22 protein-coding genes and 1 pseudogene are annotated in these 25475 nt (G+C 68.9%); 12 read left to right on the top strand and 11 right to left on the bottom strand.

Annotation, left to right across the window (positions count from 1 at the left end; genetic code table 11):
• Nucleotides 1-45 precede the first annotated feature (45 nt).
• The 5 genes from fadD3 to AWB92_RS28310 all read left to right on the top strand — a co-directional run bounded on the left by fadD3 (nt 46) and on the right by AWB92_RS28310 (nt 5883).
• Nucleotides 46-1602, top strand: coding sequence for a 3-((3aS,4S,7aS)-7a-methyl-1,5-dioxo-octahydro-1H-inden-4-yl)propanoate--CoA ligase FadD3 (gene fadD3 / locus AWB92_RS28330; protein WP_085191602.1), 1557 nt, complete (start codon nt 46-48; stop codon nt 1600-1602).
• Nucleotide 1603: 1 nt separating this feature from the next.
• Entirely contained in the window at nt 1604-2737 is a 1134-nt protein-coding gene (locus AWB92_RS28325; protein ID WP_085191600.1) for an acyl-CoA dehydrogenase family protein, read from the top strand.
• A complete protein-coding gene (locus AWB92_RS28320; RefSeq protein ID WP_085191598.1) occupies nt 2737-3672 on the top strand; it encodes an acyl-CoA dehydrogenase family protein in 936 nt (311 codons plus the stop codon). The genes AWB92_RS28325 and AWB92_RS28320 overlap by 1 nt, the downstream gene beginning before the upstream one ends.
• A gap of 97 nt (nt 3673-3769) precedes the next feature.
• Entirely contained in the window at nt 3770-4717 is a 948-nt protein-coding gene (locus AWB92_RS28315) for an acyl-CoA dehydrogenase family protein (RefSeq protein ID WP_085191596.1), read from the top strand.
• Nucleotides 4714-5883 carry a pyridoxal phosphate-dependent aminotransferase gene (locus tag AWB92_RS28310; protein WP_085191594.1) on the top strand — a complete coding sequence of 390 codons (1170 nt, stop codon included), beginning with the start codon at nt 4714-4716 and terminating at the stop codon, nt 5881-5883. Before AWB92_RS28315 ends, AWB92_RS28310 begins: the two co-directional genes overlap by 4 nt.
• On the opposite strand, the gene AWB92_RS28305 is transcribed toward AWB92_RS28310, so the two are convergent.
• Together AWB92_RS28305 and AWB92_RS28300 are read right to left on the bottom strand one after the other, a co-directional pair.
• Nucleotides 5873-7648 (bottom strand): fatty acyl-AMP ligase, encoded by a 1776-nt coding sequence (locus AWB92_RS28305; protein WP_241523630.1) that lies wholly within the window; start codon nt 7646-7648, stop codon nt 5873-5875. The two genes, AWB92_RS28310 and AWB92_RS28305, sit on opposite strands and share 11 nt — an antisense overlap.
• A 189-nt stretch (nt 7649-7837) precedes the next feature.
• Nucleotides 7838-8668 carry an arylamine N-acetyltransferase gene (locus AWB92_RS28300; protein WP_085191590.1) on the bottom strand — a complete coding sequence of 277 codons (831 nt, stop codon included), beginning with the start codon at nt 8666-8668 and terminating at the stop codon, nt 7838-7840.
• Between the two features lie 179 nt (nt 8669-8847).
• Between AWB92_RS28300 and AWB92_RS28295 the strand changes: the two genes are divergently transcribed.
• A complete protein-coding gene (locus tag AWB92_RS28295; protein WP_085191588.1) occupies nt 8848-11934 on the top strand; it encodes a serine/threonine-protein kinase in 3087 nt (1028 codons plus the stop codon).
• 98 nt (nt 11935-12032) lie between these two features.
• On the top strand, nt 12033-12476 hold the full coding sequence (locus AWB92_RS28290; RefSeq protein WP_142282358.1) for a hypothetical protein: 444 nt from the start codon (nt 12033-12035) through the stop codon (nt 12474-12476).
• A 63-nt stretch (nt 12477-12539) separates the two neighbouring features.
• Here AWB92_RS28290 and AWB92_RS28285 read toward each other — a convergent pair whose 3' ends face one another.
• The 7 genes and pseudogenes from AWB92_RS28285 to hsaA form a co-directional block, all read right to left on the bottom strand.
• Entirely contained in the window at nt 12540-13370 is an 831-nt protein-coding gene (locus AWB92_RS28285) for a CHAD domain-containing protein (RefSeq protein ID WP_241523628.1), read from the bottom strand.
• A gap of 99 nt (nt 13371-13469) precedes the next feature.
• Nucleotides 13470-13652: pseudogene (locus AWB92_RS30960) on the bottom strand (IS30 family transposase); the annotation flags it as partial.
• The gene (locus AWB92_RS30955) at nt 13615-13899 is read right to left on the bottom strand and encodes a helix-turn-helix domain-containing protein (protein WP_241523627.1); all 285 of its coding nucleotides are present in this window, start codon (nt 13897-13899) and stop codon (nt 13615-13617) included. The pseudogene AWB92_RS30960 and the gene AWB92_RS30955, both read right to left, overlap by 38 nt.
• Nucleotides 13900-14179: 280 nt before the next feature.
• On the bottom strand, nt 14180-14743 hold the full coding sequence (hsaB, locus tag AWB92_RS28275) for a 3-hydroxy-9,10-secoandrosta-1,3,5(10)-triene-9,17-dione monooxygenase reductase subunit (RefSeq protein ID WP_085191583.1): 564 nt from the start codon (nt 14741-14743) through the stop codon (nt 14180-14182).
• 12 nt (nt 14744-14755) lie between these two features.
• Complete coding sequence (gene hsaC / locus AWB92_RS28270) at nt 14756-15658, bottom strand: iron-dependent extradiol dioxygenase HsaC (protein WP_085191581.1); 903 nt, start codon at nt 15656-15658, stop codon at nt 14756-14758.
• Entirely contained in the window at nt 15655-16533 is an 879-nt protein-coding gene (hsaD, locus tag AWB92_RS28265; RefSeq protein WP_085191579.1) for a 4,5:9,10-diseco-3-hydroxy-5,9,17-trioxoandrosta-1(10),2-diene-4-oate hydrolase, read from the bottom strand. Before hsaD ends, hsaC begins: the two co-directional genes overlap by 4 nt.
• Complete coding sequence (gene hsaA / locus AWB92_RS28260) at nt 16533-17717, bottom strand: 3-hydroxy-9,10-secoandrosta-1,3,5(10)-triene-9,17-dione monooxygenase oxygenase subunit (RefSeq protein WP_085191577.1); 1185 nt, start codon at nt 17715-17717, stop codon at nt 16533-16535. Before hsaA ends, hsaD begins: the two co-directional genes overlap by 1 nt.
• A 148-nt stretch (nt 17718-17865) precedes the next feature.
• Between hsaA and AWB92_RS28255 the strand changes: the two genes are divergently transcribed.
• A complete protein-coding gene (locus AWB92_RS28255; protein ID WP_085191575.1) occupies nt 17866-18948 on the top strand; it encodes a ferredoxin--NADP reductase in 1083 nt (360 codons plus the stop codon).
• A gap of 28 nt (nt 18949-18976) precedes the next feature.
• A complete protein-coding gene (locus AWB92_RS28250; RefSeq protein WP_085191573.1) occupies nt 18977-19510 on the top strand; it encodes a hypothetical protein in 534 nt (177 codons plus the stop codon).
• 67 nt (nt 19511-19577) lie between these two features.
• Here AWB92_RS28250 and AWB92_RS28245 read toward each other — a convergent pair whose 3' ends face one another.
• Nucleotides 19578-21689 carry an acyl-CoA dehydrogenase gene (locus AWB92_RS28245; protein WP_085191571.1) on the bottom strand — a complete coding sequence of 704 codons (2112 nt, stop codon included), beginning with the start codon at nt 21687-21689 and terminating at the stop codon, nt 19578-19580.
• 280 nt (nt 21690-21969) lie between these two features.
• Between AWB92_RS28245 and kstR the strand changes: the two genes are divergently transcribed.
• On the top strand, nt 21970-22569 hold the full coding sequence (kstR, locus tag AWB92_RS28240; protein WP_161630330.1) for a cholesterol catabolism transcriptional regulator KstR: 600 nt from the start codon (nt 21970-21972) through the stop codon (nt 22567-22569).
• On the opposite strand, the gene AWB92_RS28235 is transcribed toward kstR, so the two are convergent.
• Nucleotides 22566-23645 (bottom strand): LacI family DNA-binding transcriptional regulator, encoded by a 1080-nt coding sequence (locus AWB92_RS28235; RefSeq protein WP_068105654.1) that lies wholly within the window; start codon nt 23643-23645, stop codon nt 22566-22568. The genes kstR and AWB92_RS28235 overlap by 4 nt on opposite strands.
• 145 nt (nt 23646-23790) lie before the next feature.
• Here AWB92_RS28235 and AWB92_RS28230 point away from each other — a divergent pair, with 145 nt between their 5' ends.
• The gene (locus AWB92_RS28230) at nt 23791-24549 is read left to right on the top strand and encodes a 5-oxoprolinase subunit PxpA (RefSeq protein WP_085191565.1); all 759 of its coding nucleotides are present in this window, start codon (nt 23791-23793) and stop codon (nt 24547-24549) included.
• The gene (locus AWB92_RS28225; protein ID WP_085191682.1) at nt 24549-25469 is read left to right on the top strand and encodes an MBL fold metallo-hydrolase; all 921 of its coding nucleotides are present in this window, start codon (nt 24549-24551) and stop codon (nt 25467-25469) included. The genes AWB92_RS28230 and AWB92_RS28225 overlap by 1 nt, the downstream gene beginning before the upstream one ends.
• Nucleotides 25470-25475: the final 6 nt, after the last annotated feature.

Below are 25475 nucleotides of genomic sequence, written 5' to 3'. Positions count from 1 at the left end.
CCTGTAGGCTAACCTACCAAGCACTTGCTTTGTTAAGGAGTTCCAGTGTCCACCGATCCCCGCACCGTGCCCGCGGCGCTGGATCGCTTGGCACACCAACTGCCCGACCACGACGCGCTGATCACCGAGGAGCGGTCCTTCACGTCCGCCAAGCTACGCACCGAGGTGCACCGCGCGGCGGCCGCACTCATCGCGCTGGGCGTGCAAGCCGGCGACCGGGTGGCCATCTGGTCGCCGAACACTTGGCATTGGGTGGTGGCTTGCCTCGCGATTCACCACGCCGGCGCCGCGATGGTGCCGCTGAACACCCGCTACACCGCCGAGGAGGCCGCCGACATCCTCGCGCGCACGGACGCGCCGGTGTTATTCGGCATGGGCCGGTTCCTCGGCAACGATCGCATCGCCGACCTGGACCGCCTTGGTGCTCCAGCCCTGCCGGCGCTGCGACACATCGTGCGGATCCCGATCGAGGCAGACGACGGCACCTGGGACGACTTCATGGCCCGCGGGAGCGACACATTGGCGGTGGCCGAACGCGCCGCGGCCGTCGTGCCCGACGACGTCAGCGACATCCTGTTCACGTCCGGCACGACGGGCCGCAGCAAAGGCGTGATGTGCGCGCACCGGCAGTCGCTGTCGGCCTCGGCGTCGTGGGCCGCCAACGGCAAGATCACCGCCGACGACCGCTACCTCTGCATCAACCCGTTCTTCCACAACTTCGGCTACAAGGCCGGCATCCTGGCCTGCCTGCAGACCGGCGCGACGCTGATCCCGCACCTGACCTTCGACCCGCTGCGGGCGCTGCAAGCCATCGAGCGACACCGCATCACCGTGCTGCCGGGTCCGCCCACCATCTACCAGACCCTGTTGGACCATCCGGCGCGCAAGGACTACGACCTGAGCTCGCTGCGCTTCGCGGTGACGGGCGCGGCGACCGTGCCGGTCGTGCTGGTCGAGCGCATGCAGTCCGAGCTCGACATCGACATCGTGCTGACCGCCTACGGGCTGACGGAGGCCAACGGCATGGGAACGATGTGCCGCGCCGACGACGACGCGGTCACCGTCGCGACTACCTGCGGGCGTCCGTTCGCCGACTTCGAATTGCGCATCGACTCAAGCACTTCGGGGGAAGCGGGCTCCGAAACAGGAGAAGTCCTGCTGCGCGGGCCCAACGTGATGCTCGGCTACCTCGACGACCCGGCCGCGACCGCGGCCGCCATCGACGCCGACGGCTGGCTGCACACCGGTGACATCGGCGCGGTCGACGAGGCGGGCAACCTGCGCATCACCGACCGGCTCAAGGACATGTACATCTGCGGCGGGTTCAACGTCTACCCCGCCGAGGTCGAGCAGGTCTTGGCCCGGATGGACGGGGTGGCCGACGCCGCGGTGATCGGGGTTCCCGACGAGCGGCTGGGCGAGGTGGGGCGCGCGTTCGTGGTGCCCCGGCCCGGTTCCGACCTGGACGAGCAATCGGTGATCGCCTACACCCGTGAGCATTTGGCGAACTTCAAGGCGCCGCGATCGGTGCGGTTCGTCGACGAGTTGCCGCGCAACGCGGGCGGCAAGGTGGTCAAACCACAACTGCGAGAGTTGGCCTGAATTGGATCTGCAATTAGATGACGAGACGCTGGCCTTCCAAGCCGAGGTGCGGGAATTCCTGGTGGCCAACGCCGAGAAGATCCCGACGAAGTCCTACGACAACGCCGAAGGCTTCGCGCAACACCGGCTTTGGGATCGCGTGCTGTTCGACGCCGGCCTCTCGGTGATCACCTGGCCGGAGAAGTACGGCGGTCGCGACGCGCCGCTGCTGCATTGGGTGGTGTTCGAGGAAGAGTACTTTCGCGCCGGGGCGCCGGGCCGGGCCAGCGCCAATGGCACCTCGATGCTGGCCCCGACGCTCTTCGCGCACGGCACCGAGGAGCAACTCGACCGCATCCTGCCGAAAATGGCCAGCGGCGAACAGATCTGGGCGCAGGCCTGGTCGGAGCCCGAGTCCGGCAGTGACCTGGCGTCGTTGCGCTCCACCGCCACCAAGACCGACGGCGGCTGGCTGCTCAACGGCCAGAAAATCTGGAGCTCGCGGGCGCCGTTCGCCGAGATGGGATTCGGGCTGTTCCGATCCGACCCGGCGGCCGAGCGGCACAACGGCCTCACCTACCTCATGTTCGACCTGAAGGCCCAGGGCGTCACCGTGCGCCCCATCGTCCAGCTCGGGGGCGACACCGGCTTCGGGGAGATCTTCCTCGACGACGTCTTCGTTCCCGACGAGGACGTGATCGGCACCCCGAACGACGGCTGGCGCGCGGCCATGAGCACATCAAGCAACGAGCGCGGCATGTCGCTGCGCAGCCCGGCCCGCTTCCTGGCCGCGGCGGAGCGATTGGTGCAGCTGTGGAAGGACTGCGGCAGTCCTCCCGGCTTCGCCGACCGGGTCGCCCAAGCGTGGATCAACGCGCAGGCCTACCGCCTGCAGACCTTCGGCACGGTGACCAGGCTGGCCGCCGGCGGTGAGCTCGGCGCCGAGTCGTCGGTGACCAAGGTGTTCTGGTCGGACCTCGACGTGGCGATTCATCAGACCGCGCTCGACATCCTCGGCGCCGACGGCGAGCTGGCCGGACCCTGGACCGACGGGCTGCTGTTCGCGCTGGGCGGCCCGATCTACGCCGGCACCAACGAGATTCAGCGCAACATCATCTCCGAACGTCTGCTGGGTCTACCCCGGGAGAAAAGGTAATGGACTTCGCACTAGACGAACAGCAGCGCGACTTCTCGGCCAGCATCGACGCGGCGCTGGGCGCCGCGGACCTGCCGGGCGCCATCCGAGCGTGGTCGGCCGGCGACACCGCGCCGGGCCGCAAGGTGTGGGAGCAGCTGGCCAACCTCGGCGTCACCGCGCTGGCCGTGCCGGAGAAATTCGACGGCATCGAGGCCCATCCCGTCGACCTGGTGGTCGCGATTGAGCGCCTCGGGCGCTGGTGCGTGCCCGGCCCGGTAACCGAATCCATTGCCGTCGCACCGATTCTGCTCGCGGACGACGAGCGCTGCGCGGGCCTGGCCTCCGGCGAGCTCATCGCCACCGTCGCGCTCCCCCCCGACGCGCCGCGCGCGGTCGACGCCGACACCGCCGGGCTGGTGCTGCTGGCCACTGACGGTGCCGTCACCGAAGCCCAAGCGGGAGAGGCGCATCAGTCCGTCGACCCCAGCCGTCGCCTCTATGACGTCACACCGAGGGGCGACGCCTGGCACGCGGATGTCAAGCGCGCCTACGAGTTCGGTGCGCTGGCCACCGCGTCGCAGCTGGTCGGGGCCGCCGAGGCACTGCTGAACGGCGCCGTCGACTACGCCACGCAACGCAGCCAGTTCGGGCGGGTGATCGGTTCTTATCAGGCGATCAAGCACAAGCTGGCCGACGTGCACATCGCGATCGAACTCGCCCGACCCCTGCTGTATGGCGCGGCGCTCACCCTGGAACCACGCGACGTCAGTGCGGCGAAGGCGGCGGCATCCGACGCGGCCCTGCTCGCGGCGCGCGCGTCGTTGCAAACCCACGGCGCCATCGGGTTCACCCAGGAACACGACCTGTCGCTGTGGCTGCTGCGGGTGCAGGCACTACGCTCGGCCGGGGGTACTCCCGAGGCGCATCGGCGACGAGTCCTGGAGGCGCTATGAGTCGCGCCGGCGACGATGCAGTGGGGGCACCTCCCGCTTGCGGGGGACGACGCGATGTGGGGGTACCTCCCGCTTGCGGGGGAGAGGAGCGGCGCGCATGAGTGAAGAACGGCGGATGCTGCGAGAGACCGTGGCCGCCCTGGTCGCCAAGCACGCGGACCCGGCGGCGGTGCGCGCCGCGACGGAGTCGGACCGCGGCTACGACGAGGCGCTGTGGCAACTGCTGTGTGAACAGGTCGGCGCCGCGGCGCTGGTCATCCCCGAAGAGCTGGGCGGCGCGGGCGGCGAATTGGCCGACGCCGCAGTCGTTCTGCAGGAGCTGGGCCGGGGCCTGGTTCCCTCTCCCCTGCTGGGCACGACGCTGGCGGAGCTGGCGTTGCTCGCGGCGGCGGAACCGGACGCGAAGACACTCGAGAGCCTCGCCGAGGGCAGTTCGATCGGCGCGGTGGTGCTCGACCCGGACTTCGTGGTCAATGGCGACGTCGCCGACGTCGTCGTCGCGGCCGCCGAGGGCGGGCTGAGCAGGTGGACCCGCTTCAGCGCACAGCCCGTCGCCACCATGGACCCCACCCGCCGCCTGGCCCGAGTGCAACCGGAGGAGACCGAAGCCATCGGTGACGACCCGGGCATCGCGGACGTCGCCGCCATCCTGCTGGCGGCCGAGCAGATCGGCGCCGCCGAACGCTGCCTGGAACTGACGGTCGAATACACCAAGAACCGGGTGCAGTTCGGCCGCCCGATCGGCAGCTTCCAGGCGCTCAAGCATCGGATGGCCGACCTGTATGTCACGGTCGCCGCGGCGAAGGCCGTGGTGTCCGACGCGTGCGACGACCCCACCCCGACCAACGCGGCCACCGCGCGCCTCGCCGCCACGGAAGCCCTGAAAGCCGTGGCGGCCGAAGGGATTCAGTTGCATGGCGGCATCGCGATCACCTGGGAACACGACATGCACCTGTACTTCAAACGCGCCCACGGCAGCGCGCACCTGCTCGACCCACCGCGGGAGCTGCTGCGCGAGCTGGAATCTGAAGTCCTGCCGACGTGATTGACCACGTCGCGCTGCGCGCCGGCATCCCGCCGTTCTACGTGATGGATGTCTGGCTAGCCGCCGCGGAGCGCCAGCGCAGCCACGGCGACCTGGTCAACCTGTCGGCGGGCCAACCGAGCGTCGGCGCTCCCGAGCCGGTGCGCGCGGCCGCGGCCTCGGCGCTGCACCTCAACCGGCTGGGTTACACCGTCGCGCTGGGCATTCCGGAGCTGCGCGCCGCGATCGCGGCGGACTACCAACGCAAACACGGGATCGACGTCGAGGCCGACGCGGTCGTCGTGACCACGGGTTCCTCCGGTGGCTTCCTGCTGGCCTTCCTGGCGTGCTTCGACGTGGGAGATCGGGTGGCGCTGGCCAGCCCCGGCTATCCCTGCTATCGAAACATCCTGTCCGCGTTGGGATGTGAGGTCGTGGACATCGCCTGCGGGCCGGAGACGCGGTTTCAGCCGACCGCGCAGATCCTCGCCGAACTCGACCCGCCGATCAAGGGCGTGATCGTCGCCAGCCCCGCCAATCCCACCGGGACGGTCATCCCGCCGGCCGAGCTCGCCGCCATCGCGTCGTGGTGCGAGGCCTCCGGGGTGCGGCTGATCAGCGACGAGGTCTACCACGGGCTGGTCTACGAGGGGGCGCCGCAGACCAGCTGCGCCTGGCAGACCTCACGAGATGCGGTGGTGGTGAACAGCTTTTCCAAGTACTACGCGATGACTGGCTGGCGACTGGGGTGGCTGCTGCTGCCGACGGAGCTGCGCCGCGCGGTGGACTGCCTGACCGGCAACTTCACCATCTGCCCGCCGGTGCTGTCGCAGCTCGCCGCGGTGGCCGCGTTCACCCCGGAGGCGACGGCCGAAGCCGACGGCAACCTGGCGCACTACGCGATCAACCGCTCGCTGCTGCTCGACGGCCTGCGCCGAATCGGCGTCGACCGGTTGGCGCCCACCGACGGCGCGTTCTACGTGTACGCCGACGTCTCGGACTTCACCGACGACTCGATCGATTTCTGCTCAAAGCTGTTGGCCGACACCGGCGTTGCGATCGCACCGGGCATCGACTTCGACACCGCGCGCGGGAATTCGTTCGTCCGGCTGTCGTTCGCCGGACCCACCAGCGATATCGAAGAGGCCCTCAACCGAATCGGCCCCTGGCTGCCCGTCAGCGGTTGAACCGCCCAGCGAGGTATTCGGCCCGGCAGGCGTTACGGGCGAGCTTGCCGCTCGTCGTGCGGGGAATGCCCCCGGCGGCCACCAGGCGAACATCGGCGACACGAATCTGGTGATGCCGCGAGACCGCCGCCCGCACCGTGTCGGCGATTGGCCCCAAATCGCGGCCCGCGCCGGCGGCGCGCTCGGCGACAATGACCACCTGCTCGCCCGATCCGCCGCTCCCGGTGAGAGTTGAAACCGCCTCGGCCGGAACGGAAAACGCGGCGACGTAGCCGGTGCGGATCGCAGGCGAAGCTTCGCTCACGGTGGTCTCAATGTCGTGCGGATAGTGGTTGCGGCCGTCGATGATGATGAGGTCCTTGATCCGGCCCGTCAGGTACAGCTCGCCGTCGATGTAGACGCCGAGATCGCCGGTCGCCAGCCAGGACCCGTTGTCCGGAGCGCCCTCGGCGTGGCTGCCCACCTCGAGCCGGGACTGCAGCTTGTTGCCGAACACTCGTCGGGTTTCTTCCTCGCGGCCGAAGTATCCGCGGCCGACGTTGTTGCCGTGCAGCCAGATTTCCCCGACGGTTCCGTCGGGTACCTCCGCACCGTCCGGGTCGGCGATCACCGCCCACTCCTCGAGGATCGGCTGGCCGCACGAGACAAGCGAGAGCGCATTCGGTGCCGTCGGGTCGACGACCACCGCGCGGCCGGCGCCGAGCTGCTCGCGGTCGAGGAAGATCGCGCTGGCCGCGGCGTCCGGGGCGATGCTGGCGACCGACAGGGTCGCTTCCGCCATCCCGTAGGACGGCTTGACCACCGACGCGGGCAGGCCGTACGGGGCGAAGGCGTTGGTGAACTGCTCGATGGCCGACATGCTCACGGGCTCGGACCCGTTGAGCAGGCACACCACATTGCTGAGGTCGAGGTCTTCACCCTTCGGGGGCAGGCCTCGCTGGGCCGTCAACTCGAAGGCAAAGTTCGGTGCCGCCGCCATCGTCCGGCCGCGGGTCGCCGCGATACCCAATTGCTTCATCCAGCGGTAGGGCCGGCGAAGGAAAGCCATCGGATCCATCAGCGCGACGTGCGCCCCGAAATACGCCGTGAACACGATCATCATCAGCCCCATGTCGTGATACAGCGGCAGCCAGCTCACGCATTGGACGTCGGTGTTCAGCCCCCCGTGCAGGATCATCTGCATCGCGTTGGTGTAGACGGCGCGATGGGTGATCTCCACCCCGGCCGGCGTGCGGGTCGAGCCCGACGTGTACTGCAGGTAGGCGAGGTCGTCGGTGTCCCGGACGGGGTCGGTGAAGGTCTCGGCGAGGCTGGCGGGCACCGCGTCGACCGCGATCATCCGCGGCCGCTCGTTCGCGGGCAGAGTCCGGATAAAGGTCCGCACCGATTCGGCCGCCGCGGTGGTGGTCAGGACCGCGGCGGGCCGGCCGTCGGCCAGCACCGCGGCCAACCGCTCGCCGTGCCCCGCCAACGTCGGCGCGAAGAGGGGGATCGCGACATTGCCCGCGTGGACGGCGGCGAAGAAACCCGCCACGTAATCGAGGCCCTGGGGCGCCAGGATCGCCACCCGGTCCCCGGGCTGAGTGACCTGCTGCAACCGGGCGCCAATGGCGCAGACGCGCGACCACAGCTCGTTCCAGCTGAGTTCGAGGATCCGCCCGTCTTGGTCCTGCGAATAGTCGATGAAGCGGTAGGCCGGACTGTCACCCAACAGGGCCCGGTTGCGGTCGAAATTCGAGGTCAGGGTGACACCCTCGGGCACCACAATCCCGCCGCTCGGGACAGCGTCAGCGTCGACACTGCCCGAGGCAGCCCCGACAGCACCGGCCGACCCGTGATCCCGACTCACGTTGGGACAGGTTAATAGACGCTCTTATTATTTGCCGCATTTGCGGGGGTATGGCGGTCGTCACGTCGAACAATGGGCGCGCCGCGGATCACGTGGAAATCGACGTCAGGGCCCGAGGACCTTGTCGAGGCGGGCCTCGAGCGCGCCGCGGTCACCCAGATCGGCCACATTGATGTCGAACCGTTCGGCGAGGGCGTCAACGACGGCGGCCGCGTCGTCCAGCAGGGTTTTCTCGCTGCCGTCGGCGCGGTGGACGGTCAGGTGGCGCCCGGCCAGGTTCCATCGGGCGTCGTCGGTGACCCGCGCGGCCGTCAGGCCGGTCACGAAGTGCGACGACGGGTGGGTTGAGACGAACCAGCTGCCGACCTTGAGGTCGATCGCCGGTGCGGTGCGCGTCGTGAACTCATACAGCGGCGCCCATTCGCCGCGGATCTGGGCCTGCAGTACCAGCCCGTCCCGGCGGTCCTCGAGTCGGTACGGCTCGAGCGTGGTCTGTTGGACGTTGCCGGTCTCGATCCGGATCGGGGAGGTGGGTGTCTGCCCGCCGAAGCCGACGTCGACGAGGTAAGACCCCTGGGAGCCGGGGAAGGTCACCGCGAGCACGGTGTGGGTCTGCGCCGGGAACGGCGCGTCGGGCGGGAGCATCCAGATCACCCGGCCCGCCAGTCGCCGCACCCGAAAGCCGAGTTCCGACAGCACATAACCCATCAGTCCGTTCTGCTCGTAGCAATAGCCGCCGCGGCGTCGGTGAACCAGCTTGTCGGTCAGGGCATCTGGGCCGAGGTCATCGACCGGCGTTCCCATCAGCGGATCGAGATTCTCGAACGGGATGGCGCGGGTGTGAGCGCTCACCAGCGCCTGCAGCGCGTCGAGCGTCGGCTCGGCAACGCCTTGAAAATCGATGCGTTCGAAATACCCCTTCAGATCCAACGTCATATCGCCATTCTGGCCCGAGCATCCCCTCGAAGGCTCGTGCCAAACCCGTTGCATCCTCGTGCGGTTGGCCGCCACGTCTTGGCTTGATAACGATGGTCGCCGAAAGACACTCCGGCGAGGTCACGGGCGATACTCTTGAGCTCTCTGACCTGTATGTACGGGAGGTTAACCGGCCAGGAATGCCCGAAGAACCCAGGTCCGACGGCGTGGCGTCGGTGTCCGGCGGGATCGCCGTGGAGCTGGCGGCCGCCGGATTTGAGGATGCGCAGCAGGTGGCCCGGGGTGGGGCCGGAGTGATCTACCGCTGTTATGAGACGGCGCTCGGCCGCAGCGTCGCGGTGAAGCTGATGCCGTCGCACATGGACGAGGAGAGCCGGGAACGGTTCCTGCGCGAGGGCTACGCGATGGGCGGGCTGTCCGGGCACCCCAACATCGTCAACATCCTGCGGGTCGGGGTGACCACCAGCAACAGGCCGTACATCGTCATGCCCTACCACGCCGCGGATTCGCTGGCGGTCCGGTTGCGCCGCGAGGGACCGCTGCCCTGGCCCGACGCCCTGCGCATCGGTGTAAAGCTCTGCGGCGCATTGGAAACCGCGCACCGGACCGGAACGCTGCACCGCGACATCAAGCCAGCCAACATATTGATCAACGACTACGGCGAACCGCAGTTGAGCGATTTCGGCATCGCCCACATCGAAGGCGGATACGAGACGGCGACCGGGTTCTTCTCCGGCACCATCGACTACACGGCGCCGGAGGTGATGACCGGCAGTCCGGCGACGGTCGCGGCCGACATGTACTCGCTCGGCGCCACCCTCTATGCGCTCATCGTCGGCAACGCGCCCCACGAGCGCAGGAAGGGTGAGGACCTGATCGCGCAGTACCTGCGGATCAGCACGACCGGGGTCCCGGACCTGCGCCCCGAGGGAATCCCGGACGCCGTGTGCTCGGCGATCGAGAGGGCGATGTCGCTCGACCCGGCGGACCGGCCAGCCTCGGCCGAAGAATTCGGCCGCGAGTTGCAGGCCGCGCAGCGCAACAACGGCCTCAAACCCGATGCGATGGCGATCGGCGGGCAGGGTCGCGCGGCCGTCGACGCCGCCCCCTCCCCCTCCCCCTCCTCCAATGGCGGGGAAACGCGCCCGACCTCGCCGATCGGGACGCCGGTTGCCCGGGACGACGCGGTCGCGGCCACGCCGCCCACCCCGTCGGGCCCCTCCGGTCATGACGAGTTTTCCGCGGCGGCCAGCGTCTTGCGCAGCGGTCACGCCGCGGAAACGCAGCCCCAGACATCGTCCGGCAGCCCGCCGAGCGCGCCGAGCGGTCCCGAACAGCCTCCGGCGCCGCCCCCCTGGCGCAAGCCCGTAGCGCTGCGCATCCGGGAGTGGTTCGCCCAACCGGGCAAGAGGCGCAGTCGCATCGCCCTGGCGGCAGCCGTCGTGGCGCTGTTGGTCGTGGGTGCCGTGTTCCTGTGGCTGCGGCCCGACAACGCCACTCACAAGACCGCCGGCCCGCCGAGCCAGGCGCCCCTCACCTGGAAGCCGATCACCAACGCCCGCGTCGCGCGCGATGCGGTCGCCACCACCCAGGCCGACGGCACGATCTGGGTCTTCGGCGGCATCCGAGGCGACGGCAACCCCACCACCAAGCACGAGGGCTACGACCCCGCCATCGACGAGTGGAAGGGCGGCGACGATCTGCCGGTGGCGCTGCAACACGCGATGGCCGTGACCTGGCAGGGCAACCCGGTAGTCCTCGGCGGCTGGAAGACCGTCAACGGCAAAAAGGTTGCCAGCGACCAGGTTTGGCGGGTGGTCAACAGCCGGTGGGTCGAACTGCCACACCTGTTGGCGCCCAGGGCCGCCGCGGCCGCGGCGGTGGTCGGAGACCGCCTCGTCGTCACCGGCGGGGTCGACGCCGGCGGGGCCCTGCTGAGGACCACCGAGGTCTTCGACGGCAATTCCTGGAGCCTGGGCGCCCCCATACCGACCCCGCGCCAGATGCTGGCCGCGGCGTCGGACGGCAAGCTGGTGTATGCGGTCGGGGGAACCACCGGCGACTCCGACCTGACGATCGTCGAAGCGTATGACCCGGCCGCGAAAACCTGGACGACAATGCCGGCGCTTCCCCAGTCCCGCAGCGACCTCGGCGTGGCCATCGCCGACGGGCGGCTGGTCGCCGTCGGGGGCGTGTCGGGAGGACGGGTTCTCAAGAGCGTCTCGGTGTTCGACCTCATGACGAGGCACTGGGACGCCCTGCCGGACATGGCGACGGCGCGACACGGGATGGCCGTCGCCGCGGTGGAGAAGTCCGTGTACGCGATCGGCGGGTCGACGGCCGTCGGGGACAGCCAGGTGATTTCGGAGGCCGAAGCGCTGAAGCTGCCGCCCCGCGAGATCCAGCCCGCGTCGCAATGGCGTTCCCTGCCCGACGCACCGACCCCGCGGCTGATGATGGCGTGGACCGTGCTGGGCGACAAGATCTGGATCATGGGCGGCCTGCGGGAGGGTGTCGCCCTCACGACGGTCGAGAGCTACGAGCCGCGCACCGGCGCCTGGGAGACCGGGCCCCCGTTACCCATCCCGCTGCACCACGCGGCCGCGGCGACCTACCGCGGCGAGGTTGTGGTGCTCGGGGGCGCCAGCGACAACATCGCGGACGGGTCCAACCGGGTCTTCGCGCTGCGCGGCGGCAACTGGGTGGAGCTGCCCAGCCTCAGGCACGCCCGGGCGGCGCCGGCGGCGGCGGTGGCCGGCGACAAGCTCGTCGTCGTCGGCGGGCAGAACGCCAAGCAGCTCGTCCCCCAGACCGAGGTCTTCGACGGAAGTTCGTGGACCGATGCCCCCGACATGCCCACCGCGCGCGAACACCTGGCCGCGGTGTCGGACGGCACCTACGTGTACGCCATCGGCGGCAGGTTCCTCTCCGCCGACAAGAACTCCGCGGCGCTGGAACGCTTCGATCCGGTTTCCGGGTCGTGGACGAGGTTGGTGGGCATGCCGACGCCGCGCGGAAGCTACGGCGCCACGTACATCGACGGGCGCATCGTGGTGGTCGGTGGCGAGGAACCGACGATGGTGCTGAACGTGGTCGAGATGTACGAGATCGCCGACGGCAAGTGGACCACGTTGGCCCCGATGCCGACTGCGCGTCACGCCGAGGTGGTGGCGACGGTCGGCAATACCGTCTACTGCATCGGCGGGGCGAATCGGCCGACCCACGAGGGCCCCATCGCGACGGTCGAGGCGCTCGACTTCCGGTAGCCACCGGCGAATACCCGGTTGTTTTATTCCTGTCAAATATGGGGACCCCGGTACGGACGGGCTGCAGCAACTACCCAGACGAACCGACGGAGCCCCCTATGAATACGAGCACCATGTGGATTGTGACCGCCGTGGCGGCGGTTCTCGTGATCGCCGCCGTGATCTTTGCCGCGAGGGCGGCGGCGCGCCGCCGGCGCGTTCGGCAGGCCGAGGAGATTCGCGAACAGGCCAGGGTCACCACGACCAGGGCCGAGAAGCGGCAAGCCCTTGCCGATGAAACGGCCGCCAAGGCGCGGGCCGCACAGGCAGAAGCCGAAGCCAAGGCCGCCGAAGCCGCCAGGTTGCAGGAACGCGCGGCCAGCCATCACAGCGACGCGGCGGCGTCACGCGAGGAACTCCAGGACCAGTTGAAGCGCGCCGAGAACATCGACCCGCAGACCCGTACCGAGGCGCATGAACCGCCCGCCGAGGGTCGCGACGAAGCGCGGCACGACACGTCACGGGAGACCAACGCGGAAGCGACCAGGCACCACCGCGCCTAAGCCCCGGGCCGGCCGGCCAGTCCCGGTGGCCCGCCCCCTCAGCGGGCCACCGGGCGCGGTCGTCTACACCAGCTGTAAGGCGTCTTCCCGGCACTGGCGGGCGAGTTGCTGTTCGCGCGCGTACAGCATGCCGTAGCTGAAGCCGTTCTCCCCCACGGTCGTTCCCGCGGCCAACGCCATCTGCCGAAGTCTCTGGGTGGCGACGACGGTGTCTTGGTGGTCGCCGAGCAGGCTTTGAATCCGCTTGTAGTGCTTGACGGTCCGCTTGGCTCGCTTGTCCAACGGATTGCGCAGTTCGGCGGCGTAGCGGGCGCGCTTGGCGGCCTTGCGCGCTCGATGCAGCAGTTCGTTGTCGTCGGATCCGAGCGCCTCCGCCAGCCGCCGATCCGCCTTGCGCTCCGCGCGCCGGGCCCGCTTGCGCAGCGCCGCGGCCGAGATCTGTTGCGCGACGGGCGGTTCGTAGCGCCAATCGCGCAGCACGGTCAGCAGCGCGCGGTAACGGTCGGAATCCATGGCCTCCTCGAGCCGGGCGCGGGCGGGGAGCTCGATTGCCTGCAGGTCGTTGCGGATCCGCGACCGGACGGGACCTAGAATCAGCTCGTCGGGCAGGCCGTCCAGCGCCTCAGCGAAGCGGCGCTCCTGAACCTCGCAATCGCGAACGTCACCGAGTAGCGCCGCGAACCATTTGAGTTCGCCATCGGCGTCGCCGATCTTCTGCCGGTCCAGCAGTTTGGCGAAGACGCGCAAGGTGCTCCGCAACCGCCGGATCGCGACGCGGGTGTCGTGCACGGGGTCTTCGCCACCACCGTGGCGCAACTCCTCGTCGCCGTTTTCTATCTCGTCGATTTGCGCGTTGAGATAATCCGTCAACGCTCGGGTGGCTGGTGAGCGCATACCCCACCGGATGCCCGCAAGGCGGCGAGCGCCAAACATGGGGTTGTCAGTTCGCGAGCGTAACCACACTGCGAAAACGCGGCGGCAGTTTCAAGGACTCTATGCAACAGCTGTTGGTTTGAACGGGTTGCAGAGTAGTTCATCGAGGGCCTCGGCCGGGGTTTTCCAGCCGAGAGTCTGGCGGGGCCGGGTGTTGAGTTTGGCCGCGACGTAGTCGAGGTAGTCGGCCGGAAACACCGACAGGTCAGTGCCTTTGGCAAAGTACTGACGCAGCAGCCCGTTGCGGCGGGCACGCCGCCACGCCTGCGCATGGGGCCTGGCTGGCCCGATACCGCGGGGTGGGATCCCAGCCGCCCCGCCACCGCGCACCGAAGCGATACCGCGCCCGATAGCGTCCCGGTCCCCGAAAGGACCCGTTGCGGTTGATCTCACGCATCACCGTCGACGGGGCGCGCTCGAGCCGGCGCGCCATCGACCGGATCGACTCACCCCGAGCGATCCCGTCCTGGATCTCTTCACGTTCCTCCACGCTCAGACGCGGTCACGAACGCGGGACAGTTTCATCTGCAAAGGTCGGTTTCACTCCGCCAGCATCAGCAAACCAACCCCATCCCGTGCGCCGCGACACACCCGCGGCCTCCCCGGCATCCTCGAAAGACATCCCCGCACCGACCAAATCCCAGAACTGCCGACCCACGAACGGATACCGCGACGGCCTCATCACAACCCCTCAACTAGAGGCTGTTGCAATCAACCCTGGAAACCGCCGCGAGAAATATCGCAGTGTGGTTACGCTCGCGGCCGAAAAACTACAACCAGGTGTCCTGGGTGGTCGTGGTGAGGAACGCTTCCAGGTCGTCGCGCCATTGGGCGGGCGTCGTCTTGTCCGGCTCGATGCCGGTGTAGTCACCGCGATAGAACAGCAGCGGCCGCGGCTTGATCTTGGGAGCCTCCGAAAGAGATTGCACGGCACCGAACACCACAAAGTGGTCCCCGCCGTCGTGCACGGACGCCACCGTGCAATCGATGTAGGCCAGCGACCGGTCGATGATCGGCGAACCCAATTCCGAAGGTTGCCAATCGATCCCGGCGAACTTGTCGGGCTCCTTCGAGCCGAACCGGGCCGAGACGTCCTTCTGCTTTTCGGTCAGCACGTTGACGCAGAACCGGCCGCTGGCCTCGATGGCCTTCCAGGACCGCGACACCTTCGTCGGGCAGAACAGCACCAGCGGCGGGTCCAGGGACAGCGCCGCGAAGGACTGGCAGGCGAATCCGATCGGCACGTCGTCGTGCACGGTGGTGATGATGGTGATCCCGGTGCAGAACTGACCCAGCACCTGCCGGAAGGCCCGCGGATCGATCTGTGCCGACATGGTCGCCTCGGGCTAGGCTCGGAAGCCGACCGTGAAGTCGTGGCCCCACAGGCTCACCGCGGTGCTCTCCCGGGCGATCCAGTCGTCGTCCGCCACTTGCCGCCCCTCGCAGCCGAATTCGATGTCGAACCCGCCGGGCGTCTTCATGTAGAACGACAACATCAGGTCGTTGACGTGGCGGCCCAGCGTGGCCGACATCGGCACCTTGCGGCGCAGCGCCCGGTCCAGGCACAGGCCAACGTCGTCGGCGTTTCCCACCTCCACCATCAGGTGCACGATGCCGCTGGGCGTCTGCCCGGGCATGAAGGCGAGGCTGTGGTGGCGCGGGTTGCAGCCCAGGAACCGCAGCCAGACCGGCGCCCCGTCCGCGGGCCGGCCGACCACCTGCGGCGGCAGGCGCATGGAGTCGCGCAGCTTGAAACCCAGCACGTCACGGTAGAAGTGCAACGTCTCGTCGTCGTCGCGGGTGGTCAGCACCACGTGCCCCAGGCCCTGCTCCCCGGTGACGAACTTGTGCCCGTACGGGCTGACCACTCGGCGGTGTTCGAGCGCGGCCCCGTGGAACACCTCGAGGCAGTTGCCCGACGGGTCGGAGAAGCGGATCATCTCGTCCACCCGGCGGTCCGCGAGTTCGGCAGCGGTGGCCTCCTTATACGGCGTGCCCTCCACGTCGAGCCGATTCCGGATCTCTTGCAGCCCTTCGGCGTTGGCGCATTCCCAGCCGGCCTCCGAGAGCCGGTCGTGCTCCCCAGGCACGATGACCAGCCGCGCCGGGAAATCGTCCATGCGCAGGTAGAGCGCGCCCTCGGTGCCGCCCTTGCCTTCGGCCATGCCCAGCACCTTCAGGCCATACTCGCGCCAGGCGGCCATGTCGGTGGCCTCGATGCGCAGATACCCCAGCGACCGGATACTCATCGCGCGCCTCCCAGGAAATCAATGGTCAGCTTGTTGAATTCGTCGAACTTCTCCACCTGCGCCCAGTGCCCACATTGCCCGAAAACGTGGAGCTGCGCACGCGGAATCGTCTTCAGCGCGACCAGCGCGCCGTCCAGCGGGTTGACCCGGTCCTCGCGCCCCCAGATCAGCAGTACCGGCTGGCGCAGCTGATACACCTCGCGCCACATCATGCCGAGCTCAAAGTCGGCCCCGGCGAACGACATTCCCATCGCGCGCGTCGCCGTCAGCGATTCCGGCGTGCTGGCCAGCGCGAAGCGCTGATCGATCAGCTCGGGGGTGATCAGCTTCTGGTCGTAGACCATCACCCGCAGGAAGGCCTCGAGGTTCTCCCGGGTGGGTTCGACGGAGAATTTGCCCAGCCGCTTGACGCCCTCGGTCGGGTCCGGCGCGAACAGGTTCACGCTCAACCCGCCGGGCCCCATCAACACCAGGCGCCCGGCCCGGTCGGGGTGGTCGAGGGCGAACCGAACCGCGGTGCCGCCGCCCAGCGAATTGCCCACCAGCGGAACGCGTCCCAGGCCCAGCTGGTCGAAGAGCCCCTTGAGGGCCCGGGCGGCGTAGCGGTTGAACTGCCCGTGCTCCGCGCGTTTGTCGGAGTGCCCGTAGCCGGGCTGATCGACGGCCAGCACGTGGAAATGCTCGGCCAGCACCGCGATGTTGCGTGAGAAGTTGGTCCAGCTCGACGCGCCCGGACCGCCGCCGTGCAGCAGCACCACCGTCTGATCGTTGCCGGTTCCGGCCTCGTGGTAGTGCAGCTTCAGCGGCCCGTCGACGTCGACCTCGGCGAAGCGCGAGGTGGACTCGAACGTGAGCTCCCCCGTGGCAGTGGTCATCAGACCATCGTGTCGCCGGGCGGCAACCCGAACTCGTTGTTCCCGAAGATCACGTAGGCGCGCTCGGGGTCGTTGGCGGCGTGCACTCGGCCGGCGTGCGCGTCGCGCCAGAATCGTTGCACCGGTTGGTCGTTGGCCAGCGCGGTGGCGCCGGACGCCTCGAACAGCCGGTCGATCGCGGCGATCGAGCGCCCGGTGGCGCGTACCTGGTCGCGGCGGGCGCGGGCCCGAAGCTCGAACGGGATCTCCTTGCCCGCGGCCAGCAGCGCGTACTCGTCGGCGACGTTCCCGGACAGCTGGCGCCACGCCGCGTCGATGTCGCTGGCCGCCTCGGCGATGCGGACCTTGGCGAACGGGTCGTCCTTGGCCTTCTCGCCGGCGAACGCCGCGCGCACCCGCTTGCCCTGGTGCTCGACGTGCGCGTCGTACGCGCCGTAGGCCATGCCGACGATCGGCGCCGAGATGGTGGTGGGATGCATTGTGCCCCAAGGCATCTTGTAAACAGGGGCGGTGTTGGTCGCATATCCCCCGGCGGTGCCGTCGTTCATCGCCTTGTAGGACAGGAACCGGTGCCGCGGCACGAAGACGTCCTTGACCACCAGGGTGTTGCTGCCGGTGCCCTTCAGCCCGACGACGTGCCACACGTCGTCGATGCGGTACTCGCTGCGCGGGATGAGGAAGCTGCCGAAGTCCACCGGCCGGCCGTCCTTGATGACCGGGCCGCCGACGAACGTCCAGGTGGCGTGGTCGCAGCCCGACGACCAGTTCCACGAACCGTTGACCAGGTAGCCGCCGTCGGTGACGACGCCGGCGCCCATCGGGGCGTACGACGACGAGATCCGCGTCTTGGCGTCCTCGCCCCAGACCTCCTCCTGCGCCTGCTGGTCGAACAGCGCCAGGTGCCAGTTGTGCACGCCGATGATCGAGCTCACCCAGCCGGTCGACCCACACGCGCTCGCGAGCCGGCGCACGGCCTCGTAGAAGAGCGTGGGGTCGCACTGCAGACCGCCCCATTGCTCAGGTTGCAACAGGGTGAAGAAACCGATGTCCTCCAACTCCTGGACCGTCTCGTCGGGCAGCCGGCGCAGGTCCTCCGTCGCCTGGGCGCGCTCCCGAATCCGCGGCAGCAGATCATCGATGGCCGTTAACACCGATTGCGCGTCACGCTGTTGAATGGACGTCACTTACGTTGCCTCCCGAGAGTACGGACTTAACACAGAAGACTAGAACACGTTCCGATTCGTGTCGAGCAGGGTATTCCTGCGGCTGGTAGCGGTATATATCCGCTTTTCTGTAACATGTTCTAGTTGTGTCGAAAGGAAGGGACGGGGCTTGACGGAAGCAATTCCCGACGAACCGCTGGGTGACCACGTCCTCGAACTGCAGATCGCCGAGGTGATCGCCGAGACCGACGAGGCGCGGTCGCTGGTGTTCGCCGTGCCGGACGCGCCCGGCGATCCGGGCATCCCGCCCGAGCGGCTGCGGTACGCGCCGGGGCAGTTCCTGACGCTGCGGGTTCCGAGCGAGCGCACCGGGTCGGTGGCGCGCTGCTACTCGCTGTGCAGCTCGCCGTTCACCGACGACGCGCTCACGGTCACGGTCAAGCGCACCGCGGACGGGTACGCGTCGAACTGGCTGTGTGAACACGCGCAGGCGGGCATGCGCATCCACGTGCTGGCGCCGTCGGGCAACTTCGTGCCCAAGACCCTCGACGACGACTTCCTGCTGATGGCCGCCGGCAGCGGGATCACCCCGATCATGTCGATCTGCAAGTCGGCGCTCGCCGAGGGCAGCGGTCAGGTGACGCTGCTCTACGCCAACCGCGACGACCGCTCGGTGATCTTCGCCGACGCGCTGCGCGAGCTGTCGGCCAAGTACCCCGAGCGGCTCACCGTTCTGCACTGGCTGGAATCGTTGCAGGGGCTGCCCGGCGCGACGTCGCTCGCGAAGCTGGCCGCCCCTTACACCGACCGACCCGTATTCATCTGTGGGCCAGGCCCTTTCATGGATGCGGCGCGCGTTGCGCTGGAGGGGCTGAAAGTGCCTGCGGCGCAGGTGCATATCGAGGTGTTCAAGTCGCTGGAGTCCGATCCGTTCGCGGCGGTCAAGATCGAGGACACCGCCGAGGGAGATCAGCCCCCGGCCACCGCGGTGGTGGAGCTGGACGGCGAGACGCACACCGTGTCGTGGCCGCGCCACGCCAAGCTGCTCGACGTCCTGCTCGCCAAGGGTCTCGACGCCCCCTTTTCGTGCCGGGAGGGACACTGCGGCGCGTGCGCCTGCACGCTGCGCAGCGGCAAGGTCGACATGGAGGTCAACGACGTCCTGGAACAACAGGACCTCGACGACGGCCTGATTTTGGCCTGTCAATCTCGCCCCGAATCTGATTCGGTGGAAGTCACCTACGACGAATAGGCGCGTAGCGAACCGGAAGGGGGCGCCGATGAAGCGGCTATTACCGGGATTTACGGTCGTCGGGGCTATGCTGACGTTCCTGCCCAGTCCCGTCGCGCTGGCCGCGAGCAACGAGGCCACCAGCCTGTTCCCACTGGATGGCCCCAACCAGCTCGAGACGCACGCCTTCCTCAACTGCATCAGGGCCGACGGCCACTGCGACTTCACCGTGGGCGCGGATACCCGCACGCCCGACGGCGTGACCGGGTTTCCGCCGGGCCTGTGGGCCCGCCAGACGACCGAGGTTCGGTCACCGAACCGGCTGGCCTACCTGGACACCCACGCCAACGGCCAATTCGAAAGAGTCCATAAGGCGATGGGCTCCGACGAGATCACCACCGTCTACTTCGGGGAGGGGCCGCCGGACAAGTACCAGACGTCCGGCCGCATCGACTCCGCCGACTGGCAGACGGGCCAGTCCAAGACCGATATCAGCGTGATCCTGTGCACCCACATCCAGGTGGTCTACGGCGGGGTCAACATCACCTCGCCCAGCACCTGCGCGCAGACGACGTTCTCTTAATGGCTAGGCCTGTAATCCGCAGACAAAGTGCGAGTAAGGGCCTGCAGAATTACAGGCTCGACGAAACCTACCGAGGCAGGCCGAGAAGCCGCTCCGCGGCGACGGTGAGCAGGATCTGCTCGGTGCCGCCGGCGATGGTGAGGCAGCGGGTGTTAAGGAAGTCGAAGACCGCTCGGTTGCGGACAAGGCCGCCGCCCTCCGCGACGTCCATGGCGTATTCGGCCAACGCCTGCCGGTAGCGGACACCAATGAGCTTGCGCACGCTGGACTGCGCGCCGGGGTCCTGGCCGCCGACCGCGAGCTGGGCGATGCGCTGGTCCAGCAGCGCGCCCGTCTGGGCGGTGACGATCAACCGTCCCAACCGGTCTTGCTGGGACACGTCCAGGTCGATCTCCGCCAGCACCCTGAGCAGTTCTTCCATCGGGTTGCCCAGCGCGGTTCCGGAGGCCATCGCGATCCGCTCGTTGGCCAGGGTGGTGCGGGCAAGCCGCCAGCCGTCGTTCACCGCGCCGACCACCATCTCGTCGGGGACGAACACGTTGTCCAGGAATACCTCGTTGAACAGCGAGTCACCGGTGATCTCACGCAGCGGCCGAATCTCGAGGCCCGGCGATTTCATGTCCACCAGGAAGTAGGTGATGCCCTTGTGCTTCGGGGCGTCGGGGTCGGTGCGCGCCAGGCATACACCCCACCGCGCCTTGTGCGCGGCGGACGTCCACACCTTCTGCCCGGTGAGCAGCCAGCCGCCCTCGCCACGAACCGCCTTGGTGCGCAGCGACGCCAGGTCGGAGCCGGCCCCCGGCTCGGAAAACAGTTGGCACCAAAGGAATTCGCCGCGCAGGGTGGCCGGCACGAAGCGCTCGACCTGTTCGGGCGTGCCGTGCTCGAGGATGGTGGGCGCCGCCCACCAGCCGATCACCAGGTCGGGGCGCACCACGCCGGCCGCCGCCATCTCCTGGTCGATCAACAGCTGCTCGGCCGGGGACGCGCCGCGCCCGTACGGCGGCGGCCAGTGCGGCGCCTGCAGGCCGGCCTCGGCCAGCGCCACCTGCCGCTTTTCCTCGGGCAGCGCGGCGACCTCGGCGACGGCCGCCGCGATCTCGGGTCGCAGCCCCTCGACCTCGGAGAGATCGATTCCCAGGCGGCGTCGCACCCCGGCCTGGGTCAGCTCGGTGATGCGGCGCAACCAACGCTCGGCGCCACCCAAGAACCGCCCGATGGCATGCGCCCGGCGCAGGTATAGGTGCGCGTCGTGCTCCCAGGTGCAGCCGATGCCGCCGAGCACCTGTATGCAGTCCTTCACGTTGGCTTTCGCGGCGGCGATGCCGGTGCTCGCGGCCAGGGCCGCGGCGATCGAGAACTGGGCAGGATCGGCCTCGGCCGCGGCCCGGGCGGCGTCGGCGGCCACCACCTCGGCCTGCTCGGCGCGGCACAGCATCTCCGCACACAGGTGCTTGACGGCCTGGAAGCTGCCGATCGGCTTGCCGAACTGCTCGCGCACCTTGGCGTACGCGACCGCGGTGTCCAGCGACCACCGGGTGATGCCGGCGGCCTCGGCCGCCAGGACGGTCGCGGCCAGTTCCTCGACCCGTTGCGCCGTATCCGCGACGACCGTGACCGGCGCCGACGTCAGCACCACCCGGGCCAGCGGCCGGGAGAAGTCGGCGGCCGGCAGCGGCTCGAGCTCCACCCCCTCGGCGCCGGTGTCGACGAGCAGCCACTTCCCGTCGGCGGGCAGGAGCACGACGGCGCCTTCCGCGGCGCCCAGCGCCCACGGCAGCGTGCCCGACGCGCGTGACGTCTGGCTGTCGAACCGCACCTCGCCTTCCAGCGCCAACCCGGCGAAACGTTCCCCGGCGGCCAGGGCGGCCAGCAATTCGGGGTCCTCGACGACAAGGGTGGCCAGGGCCGTGGTGGCAACCGGCCCGGCCACGAGCGCCTTGGCCGCTTCCTCGACCATCGCGCACAGATCCTCGATGCTGCCGCCCGCCCCGCCGCGGTCCTCCGGGATCGCGACCCCGAACAGCCCCAGGTCGGCCAGGCCCGCGAAGACCGGCCGCCACGCGTCGGGGTTACCCTGCTCGACCTCGCGTACGGCCTCACTCGAACACGAGCTTCGCGCCCAGTCGCGCACCAGCGCACGCGCGGCGAACTGCTCGTCGGTGACGGTCGCTACCACCCTCTGGTCCTCCGCGTGCTTAGTTTGGGATGACGGGGCGCTCTGACTACTTGAAAGCCCACTAGAACGTGTTCTAATAGTGCCAGCGATCGAGCGTCAAGTCGAACGCCATTACAGCAGTACACGTCGTTGTCCCTGCTGCGGGGAGGTGGGAAATTTACGCCCAGCATGCGTATCGTTTGCGAACGAGCCACCCCGAGAAGGAGCACGCCCTCAAATGTCGTCAGCCAACCCGAACGCGGCCGACATGCCTGACTCGCAGCCACGCGAGGTCATGAACGTGGCGGTCCTCGCCGAGTCCGAGCTCGGTTCGGAGGCGCAACGGGAACGCCGCAAGCGCATCCTGGACGCCACCATGGCCATCGCGTCCAAGGGCGGCTACGAGGCGGTCCAGATGCGCGCCGTGGCCGACCGGGCCGACGTGGCGGTGGGCACGCTGTACCGGTATTTCCCGTCGAAGGTGCACTTGCTGGTGTCGGCGCTGGGCCGGGAGTTCAGCCGCATCGACGCGAAAACCGACCGCTCCGCGGTCGCCGGGGGCACCCCGTTCCAGCGGCTGAACTTCATGGTCGGCAAGCTGAACCGCGCGATGCAGCGCAACCCGCTGCTCACCGAGGCCATGACGCGCGCCTACGTGTTCGCCGACGCCTCCGCGGCCAGCGAGGTCGACCAGGTCGAGAAGCTCATCGACAGCATGTTCGCGCGCGCGATGTCCGACGGCGAACCGACCGAGGACCAGTACCACATCGCCCGGGTGATCTCGGACGTGTGGCTGTCCAACCTGCTCGCGTGGCTCACCCGCCGCGCCTCGGCAACCGACGTCAGCAAACGGCTGGACCTCGCCGTGCGGTTATTACTGGGCGAACACCAGCCCAACTAGGCCGGCGGTCCGGCGGTGCGGCCCCGGATCAGCTCGGTGTCCAGGAGTTCGACGACCGGCAAGCCCGTGCGTGGCGGCCTCATCAGCAGTTCGCCCGCCCGATGGCCCTTCTGCAAGCTGGGCTGCGCCACGGTTGTCAAGCCGCGCCCGATCGCCTCGGGCACGCCGTCGAACCCGGTGACGCTCATCTGGCCGGGCACGTAAATGCCATGGGCGCGAAGGTAATCCATCGCCGACAGCGCGAGTATGTCAGCGGTACACATCAGCGCCGTGATCCGCGGGTTGGCCTCCAGCGCCGCCTTGGCGGCGGCGCCTCCCGATTCGGGTAGGTGCTCGTAGCTTTCCACGACGGTCAGCGAATCCGGGTCGACGCCGGCCGCGGTCATCGCCTCCCACACGCCGACGATGCGTTCGCGTTGCACGTCGAAGGCCGGTGACCGCAACCGGTCGGCGTCCACCAGGCCCTGCCGGCGCTCCCGGCCCAGCCGCATGGTCAGCAAACCGATCTCGCGGTGTCCGAGCCCGAGCACGTAGTCGGCCAGCTCGCGCATGGCCGCCCGGTCGTCGATGCCCACCCGGGACACTCCCGCCAGGCCCTTGGGCTGGTCGACCACGACGACGGGCACGCGCCGCTGCAGCACCACCTCCAGGTAGGGGTCGTCGTTGCAGGCCGAATACACCACGAAGCCATCGACCCCGGCCCCCAGCACCGCGGCCGTGCCGTCCTCGAGGCTGCGGCTCGCGCCGACGGCGACCAGCAGCAGGCCCTGACCGAGTTCCTCGCACGACTGGGCGACCCCCGCGACGAAATCCCGCGCCGCCGGGTCGGAGAAGAAATAGGTCAACGGTTCGGCCATCACCAGGCCCACCGCGCCGGCCTTGCGCGTCCGTAGCGACCGCGCCACCGGGTCGGGTCCCGCATAACCGAGCCGCTTGGCCGTCGCGAGCACCCGTTCACGTAGGTCGGCGGACAGCTGATCCGGCCGGTTGAAGGCGTTCGAGATCGTCGTGCGCGAAACCTTCAGTTCGTCGGCCAAAGACGCCAGAGTCGCACGCCGACGCGGAGTGGGACTCACGCTGGGTGACGCTACAGCGGTTCGCTGTCGGCGCACACGAGGCGGCGCTGCGCCACTTTCTAATGGAAACGATTTTCACCTGTTTTGTGGGCTCCTCGGGCGACGCAGCGAGGTCCCCGCCTGACGCCACCCATAAGCTGGGCGGGTGGCCGCTATCGACCTCAACGCCGACCTGGGCGAGGGCTTTGGCGTCTGGCGCCTCGGCGACGACGACGCCATGCTCGGGATCGTCAGCAGCGCCAACGTGGCATGCGGATTCCATGCCGGGGACCCCGCCGGCCTGTTGCGGGTGTGCCGGTCGGCCGCCGAGCGCGGCGTGCGCATCGGCGCTCAGGTGGGCTACCACGACCTGGCCGGGTTCGGCCGACGCTTCATCGACGTCGCGCCCGACGACCTGGTGGCCGACGTGGTGTATCAGATCGGCGCGTTGCAGGCGATCGCGCGGGCGTCCGGCTCGGCGGTGTCCTACGTCAAACCCCATGGCGCGCTGTACAACACGATCGTGACCAACCGAGAACAGGCGGCGGCTGTCGCGGCGGCGGTGCACCTGGTGGACCCGGCGCTGCCGGTGCTTGGCATGGCGGGTTCGGCGTTTTTCGACGAGGCCGACCGGCTTGGCCTGCGCACGGTCGCCGAGGCCTTCGCGGACCGCGCGTATCGGCCCGACGGCCAATTGGTCTCGCGTCGCGAACCCGGCGCGGTGCTGGACGACCCGGCGGCGATCGCCGAGCGCGTGCTGGCCATGGTGACCTCGGGACGGATCACCGCGGCCGACGGCACGCAGATCAGCGTCAGTGTGGAATCGGTTTGCGTGCATGGTGATTCGCCCGGCGCGGTGCGGATCGCGACTGCGGTGCGCGATCGGCTGGAGGCGGCCGGCGCCGAGATCGGGGCGTTTTGCTGATGCGAGTCAAGCTCGGCCGCCCCGACCTGGCGAGGTACTCGGACCGGTTCGACGTGCCATTGGCGGGACCCGATGCGGCGCTTTCGGCGACCTGGATGGGTGTGGCGACACTGCTGCTCGACGACGGGTCGTCGGCGCTGCTGACCGACGGCTACTTCTCGCGTCCCAGCCTGGCGCGGGTGGCCGCCGGCAAGGTGTCGCCGTCACCGGCGCGCGTGGACGGCTGCCTGGCCCGCGCCAAGGTCTCCCGGCTGGAGGCCGTGATCCCGGTGCACACCCACATCGACCACGTGCTGGACTCCGCGCTGGTCGCCGACCGCACCGGCGCGCGGCTGGTCGGCGGCGAGTCGGCCGCCAATGTCGGCCGCGGATACGGCCTGCCCGGGGACCGCATCGTCGTCGCGACGCCTGGTGAGCCGATTCGCCTGGGCGCCTTCGACGTAACGCTGGTGCAATCCCATCACTGCCCGCCGGACCGGTTTCCCGGGACGATCGACGAGCCGCTAACCCCACCGGTGCGGGCGTCGGCGTACCGCTGCGGTGAAGCCTGGTCGACGCTGGTGCACCATCGACCGTCGGACCGGCGGCTGCTGATCCAGGGCAGCGCCGGTTTCGTCAAGGGTGCACTGGCGGGCCGGCGCGCCGAAGCCGTCTATCTGTCCGTCGGACAGCTGGGCCTGCGGCCGCGGTCCTACATCCTCGACTACTGGGCCGAGACCGTGCGCGCCGTGGGGGCGCGCCGGGTGATCCTGATCCATTGGGACGACTTCTTCAGGCCGCTGTCAAAGCCGTTGCGGGCCTTGCCGTATGCGGGCGACGACCTGGACGTGTCGATCGGGGTCCTGGACGAGCTGGCGGCGAGCGACGGTGTCGCGCTGCACATGCCGACCGTGTGGCGACGCGAAAATCCCTGGGCGTGAAGCGGT

Source organism: Mycobacterium sp. IEC1808, assembly GCF_002101935.1.
In the GTDB taxonomy this organism is placed as follows: Bacteria; Actinomycetota; Actinomycetes; order Mycobacteriales; family Mycobacteriaceae; genus Mycobacterium.
Note: the sequence above shows the minus strand (reverse complement) of the source record. Positions and strands in the feature narration are given on the sequence as shown.